The organism is Brevibacillus sp. NL20B1, assembly GCF_018195675.1.
GTDB classification, from domain to species: Bacteria; Bacillota; Bacilli; order Brevibacillales; family Brevibacillaceae; genus Brevibacillus; species Brevibacillus aydinogluensis.
The window spans coordinates 124,343-130,342 of sequence record NZ_JAGTPT010000010.1; the positions used below are offsets into that span (position 1 = coordinate 124,343).

The 6,000-nt window shown below is 54.5% G+C and carries 5 protein-coding genes; 1 reads left to right on the forward strand and 4 read right to left on the reverse strand.

Annotation, left to right across the window (positions count from 1 at the left end):
- Positions 1 to 138: 138 nt before the first annotated feature.
- The 4 genes from KDN35_RS09160 to KDN35_RS09175 form a co-directional block, all read right to left on the reverse strand.
- Positions 139 to 3,252: an efflux RND transporter permease subunit gene (locus tag KDN35_RS09160; protein ID WP_212132583.1), complete on the reverse strand. Its 3,114-nt coding sequence runs from the start codon at positions 3,250 to 3,252 to the stop codon at positions 139 to 141.
- On the reverse strand, positions 3,249 to 4,478 hold the full coding sequence (locus KDN35_RS09165) for an efflux RND transporter periplasmic adaptor subunit (RefSeq protein ID WP_212132584.1): 1,230 nt from the start codon (positions 4,476 to 4,478) through the stop codon (positions 3,249 to 3,251). The genes KDN35_RS09160 and KDN35_RS09165 overlap by 4 nt, the downstream gene beginning before the upstream one ends.
- A 190-nt stretch (positions 4,479 to 4,668) precedes the next feature.
- Complete coding sequence (locus KDN35_RS09170; RefSeq protein WP_212132585.1) at positions 4,669 to 4,968, reverse strand: hypothetical protein; 300 nt, start codon at positions 4,966 to 4,968, stop codon at positions 4,669 to 4,671.
- Between the two features lie 2 nt (positions 4,969 to 4,970).
- Complete coding sequence (locus KDN35_RS09175; RefSeq protein WP_212132586.1) at positions 4,971 to 5,567, reverse strand: TetR/AcrR family transcriptional regulator; 597 nt, start codon at positions 5,565 to 5,567, stop codon at positions 4,971 to 4,973.
- 176 nt (positions 5,568 to 5,743) lie between these two features.
- Here KDN35_RS09175 and KDN35_RS09180 point away from each other — a divergent pair.
- The coding region (locus KDN35_RS09180) for a hypothetical protein (protein WP_212132587.1) at positions 5,744 to 6,000 on the forward strand (257 nt) is incomplete at its 3' end.

Below are 6,000 nucleotides of genomic sequence, written 5' to 3' on the forward strand. Positions count from 1 at the left end.
ATACCATAACGGCAACCAGCTGGAAAACGACGGCATGAAGCAAAAACCCCCTCCGCGCACGCTTAAAAACACCCGGCTTTCCGGCTCGGCACGGAGGGGACCTGCCTATTGTTGCAGTGTTCGCGTTATGTCAGTGCGTTACGCCTTCATCTCCGCCTCCGGACCAAACAGGTCGGGGCGCTTGGCTGCCTTTTTCGCCTGCCGCTTCCGTTTGCCCTCCGCCAGCACCGTGTAGAAGGACGGTACGACGATCAGCGTCAGCATGGTGGAAAAGAGCAGCCCGAATATAATCGTGACCGCCAGCGGCTGGAACAGCACGTCTCCGGAGAGGGCAAGCGGCATCAAGCCGGCCACGGCCGTAAACGAGGTCAGCAAAATCGGCCTCAAGCGCGCTTCTCCCGCCTGGATCACCGCCTGCTTCAGTTCCACGCCGTCACGCCGCGCTTCCTCGATAAATTCGATCAGGACGATCCCGTTGCGGACGACGATCCCAGAGAGCGAAATCACGCCCATCATCGTCATGAAGCCGAGCGGGGTCTGGGTGACAAACAGCCCGATCAGGCTGCCCGCAAACGCGAGGTAAACCGTGCTTAACACCAGCACCGGAATGCTGAGCGAATAGAACTGCATCGCGATCATGATCAGGATGAGGAACACCACCACGACAGACAGTTTGCCCATGTCGATGAAAATTTCCGTCTGCTCCGACGTCTCTCCGCCGATCTCCCAGCGATAGCCGTCCGGCAGGGGCAATGTCTGCAGCATCGGCTTTATCTCCTGCATGACCTCCGTTGCCGTGCGTCCTCTGACGTCACTGGAGACGGTGACGCAGCGGGACAGGTCGCGGTGCGGAATCGCCTGCGTGCTGAAAGTGGGCTTTACTTCCGCCAACTGGGTCAGCGGTATCTGTTCGCCCCGGGCGTTGGCCACGGTCAGCCGTTGGAAAAGCAGGGACGGGTCCTCCTCTCCTTTTTGCAGGAACAGTTTGATGTCGAGCAGATCAGTCCCGTTGTCAAACTGACTGACCGTAATCCCTTCGCTGACGAGGCGCAGCGTCTGGGAAAGATCGTTGTAGTTGACCAGCTTTTGTTCCATCAGTTCCTTGTTGACGACAAACTCCAGCGTGTAGCTGTCGATGCCGAAGTCGTCCTGCACATCGTACGTTCCCGGAATTTTCGCCACCTTGCTCTTGACCTGCTCGGACAGGGTGCGCAGCGTCGCCACATCCTCCCCGTACAGCCGGATCACCACCGGTTTGCCGACAGGCGGACCTGCTTCCAACTGCTTGGGCAGGATGGTTGCTTCCGGGTACAGCTTCTTGAACTCCTCCTGCCACGGTTCCATCATATCGTCGATTTTTACTTTCGCTTTGTCAAAACGGACGACCAACTGCCCGACCGTGATGCCTTCGCCGGCACTGGTGTCGCCGCCGAACATTTTCGGTGCGCTGCCGCCGGCGTATGAAGCGACAGATTCGATGCCCGGCTGCTTCATGATCCAGTCGGACACCCCTCTGACGACGCGATCCGTCTCGTCGATGCTGCTGCCAACCGGCAGACGGATATCCACCAAAAACTGCGGGCGATCATCGTTGGGGAACAGTTGAACCGGGGTGAATGGAATCAATCCGTAGGCGAGTGTGCCGATCAGCACGCCGACCATTCCGGCCAGCAGCGGGCGCTTCAAAATCCTCGGCATCAGCCGCTTGGCGTACCATTTGGTCAACTGCTGCAACTGTTTGCCCAACAAGCCCGCCGGCTTGCGATAGTCTTCCACTCCCGAGCGGCGGCGCTGCTCATACCATTGGCGGAAAATCGGAATGATCGTCAGCGACATGATCATCGACGCCAGCATGGTCAGCGATATGATCACCGGCACGGGACGGATGAATTGGCCTGCATTGCCGTTCAAAAACATGAGCGGACCAAATGAGGCAATTGTCGCCAACGTGGCCGTGACAATGGAGATGGACACTTCGTTGGCGCCGTTGATGGCTGCCTGCAACGGCCTTTCGCCCAGCACCGAGAGGCGCCGTTCGATGTTGTCGTTGACGACCACGGCGTCATCCACCAAAATGCCCAACACGATGATCAACGATACGATGGAGATCATGTTTAACGTGATACCCAGCGAGGGCAAAAACAGCAAGCCCACGGCCAGCGAGATGGGAATGGCCAGGGCGACGACTACCGAGGTGATCAGGTTCAGCCCCAGCGTACACACGAGCAAAACGGCGGCGATGGCAATCCACATCTCCCGCGACAGGTCTCCAAACAGCTCATCCACGCGTTCGTTCTGCGAGTAGATGGAGTGTTTTTTTGCCCACGCCGGCAGCGATTTTTCCAGCGTCGCCATCATCTCGTCCACTCGCCGCTGCAACGAGGGGACGTCGCTGCCCGTCTCGGCGTTGATGCTCAGGGAGACGGACGGTTTCCCGTTGTAGTACGAATACGATTTGACCGTTTCTGTGGTCAGCTTCACCGTACCGATATCTTTCAGATATACGGGGTAGCCTTCCGGCGTGCGCGAGATGATCACCTTGTTCAGCGCATTCACATCGTAATTCTCTGCCAACTTGAGCTGGTACGTCCGGCTGTCGGTGGTCAAATCCCCCAGCGGGACGCGTTCGTTCTCCTTTTTCACGGCCATCATGACCTGACCCCAGGTAAGGCCGTACTGGCTCAGCTTCTGCGTATCCACCTCAATGCGTACTTCCTCTTCGGGCAGTCCTTCGATGGTAACATCGGCCACATTGGGAATGGTACGCAGCTGATCCTTCCACGACTTCAACAGCGAGCGCAGACTGTAGAGCTGTTCCCGCGTGTCGGCGGTAATCGCCATCGTCTGCACAAACGTGCGGTTCAGATCGTCGTTGATGATGGGCTGTTGTGCGTCGGCGGGCAGATCTGCTTCCGCGTCTTTCACTTTCTTGCGCAGTTCATCCCATTTCTGCTTGGGGTCGACGTCGCTCTTCGTCTCCACGATGATCGTCGACACACCCAGTCTGGAATGGGACGAAATGTAGCTGAGTCCCTGCAGTTCGTTGATTTTTTCTTCCAGCTTTTTCGTGACGGTCTGCTCCACTTTTTCCGGTGAAGCACCCGGGTAGATGGTCGTCACGGTCGCAATATTGACGATGATGTCCGGCGACTCCTGCTTGGGGAGCTGAAGAAAACTGAGAAAGCCAACAACCACGACCATCACGAAAAACATCAGCGTGATTTTCCGTTTGCGGACGATGTATTCGATCACTGTGGCTGACCCCCTGCCGCTTCGATTGGATCGCCGTCAAACAACCGGTCCACGCCTTTGACGATCAGCTTGTCGCCCTCTTTCAGACCGCTCACGATCTCCAGTCGGTTGCCGTTGATCTCGCCGATGGACACGGCCGTTTTTACTGCCTTTCCGCCGACATTGAGAAAGACGTGCGCATCTCCCTGGCCGCGGCTGATGACGGCCTCGACCGGCACATAGATGCCTTCCTTGCCCTGGATCGTTTTTCTTGCTTTCACCACTTGGCCGGCAAACCAGTCATGTCTGGGATTGCCGATATGAACCTCCACCCCGATCGTCCCCGTTCCCTGGTTGGTCGCCGGATAGATTTTCACCACCTTGCCGTTGCGCGTTTGGCCATACAGCTCCATGGTGACGATCTCTCCCTCCTTCCAGGCAAAAATCTCCCGGTCGGGGACAGGCAGCACCACTTTCAGCGTGTCAATGTTGCCCACACGGTAGACAGGCGTGCCCACGCTGACCAGCGAACCGGTGGAGGACAGCTTGGCGATCACCGTCCCGCTGATGGGCGCGCGCAGGTGCGTCTTGGCCAACGTGCTGGCGGCGAGCTCCTTGGAAACCACCGCCTGGTTGTAACTGGCCCGGGTGAGCTCCCGATCCTCCGCGCGCGCCCCCTGCGTGACCAACGAGTACGCCTGCTGCGCGTTTTGCAGGTCTTTTTCCGCTACGGCCAGATAGTTTTTGGCATTTTCGTACTCATTTTGGGAAATCGCTTTTTCCTGATACAGCCGCTCGATTCGTTTGAAGTCGTCTTGCGCCTTTCGGTAGGCGATCGTCGCTTTTTCCACCTGCAGCCGCGCCTGCGTAACCTCCTGATCGCGCGCCCCGTTGTTCACCTTTTCCAAATTGGCGGCAGTCTGCTGGACGGCTGCGGCTGCAGACGCCACCTGCAGCGAGTAGTCGCTGCTGTCCAACCGGGCGAGCAGTTCGCCTGCCGTGACGTTGTCCCCTTCTTCCTTGGCCAGTTCGACCACCCGGCCGCCCACTTCAAACGAAACAAGCGCCTCTTCCAACGGCTGCAGTGTGCCAGACAATTCTGACACCTGGGTCGCCTGTTCCTTTTTGACCGCGGTGATTTCTACTTTCTTGACCTCGGCCGGATCATTTGCCTGCTCCTGTCCGCTGCAGGCAGTCGTGAACAAGAGTCCAACTATGAGTGCAATCATCAACTGTTTGCTGTTCATGCCACCCTCCGCTTCAGTTCCTTTCATTAATGAGAAGATTAATCCATCTGTATCATACGATGAAGCAATTGAGCAAATTTCACAGACTGGATTTACCCCTCAGCAAAATGATCGGGCGGCATTTCGAAACAGTTGAACGTTCAAAAGACAGCGAGCCGTACAATCGTCGCCATTGGACATCTGCCTCCGGTTACCTTTTACCTCGGAATTCCCACAGGGTTTTTCCGTACCACCATACGATTTCCGCAAACGCACACAATACAAAGATGGCCCACAGTTCACCTGCACGCAGTTCACGGACAAAATGCTCCAGTTCGGTACCCGCCCCTCTTGCCAGTGCATGAAGGAAGAAAACAAGCGGAGCAGTGATGGCAAGCACCAGGGTTAGAGCGGAAAAAAACGTGTTCTTTTTCCTGATCAGACAGACAATCGCAAGCACAATCGTTAAACAGATAAAGAAAAAATAAGAATAGAGCAGCCAGTCAGCCATGATCACTCATCCTCCCCTGCCTTTCTTCCCTCGATCTCTTCCGTTTCGTTTTTTCTCACAGGCAATCCAAGCAGCCCTTTTATGATCTGAGCCAGTGCTTTGGGGTCAATGCTGCTGCCCGCGATACTGCGCTGCAAATTGTACCCGTCCAGGATGGCCACGATGGAAGCGGCCATTTTGTTGGTGTCAAGGTCTTCCGGCAATTGCTTCATGTGTACACCTTTTTGCAGCACCATGCTGATCATGTCGATCCATTCCCGATAATACGCAGACATTCGCTCCTTCACGCTTTCATTTCGGATCGCGTTTGCGCAGAACTCAAAATAGATCGGAATCCAGTTTTCTTCGGTACTGATCTCATAAAACAGAGCAATGCCCCGATCGATCCACTTCTCCATGGGCTCGTCGATGTGCAGCAGCGGCAGAAAGTGCTCCTTGAATGCTTCCAGCTTAGCTTCCATCAATGTTAAAAAAAACTCTTCCTTGTTGGCAAAATGCAGGTAAAATGTTCCCTTTGTATACCCGGCTTCCTTTGTCAACATATCAATCGACGCGTTTACGTAGCCGTGCCGTGCAAAGACTTTGTTGGATGCTTCCATCAGTCTTCTGTATGACTCCTGACTTTTGATCTTGTGCTTGTTTTCTGTCATTTTGGAATTCACCCTCTTTTTGCAATTTTGTCATTGACAAGGGAATTTTCCCAAATTATAGTATATCACGAATACTATCCGGATAGTATTAATTTTTTCTGGAAAGGAGTCAACCTTATATGAAAATGAAAAACTTGTTGTTAGCCTTTTCTTTCGCTGCAACCTTGAGTATTTCAGCTTTGCCATTGCTGGCCCAGGCTTCCTCCACTAGCCAAAACGGTTACCTGGATTTATCTTCCCCAGAGGTTCAAGCGGAATTGGCAAAAGAAGAACTGGAAACCGAAAATGCAAGAAAACAGTTAACACTCCGAACTACGAAAAGTGCAACTGCTCTTGAGGAGTTGAAAAAACATGCGCCTGAAAAATATAAACTTGTTGTAGA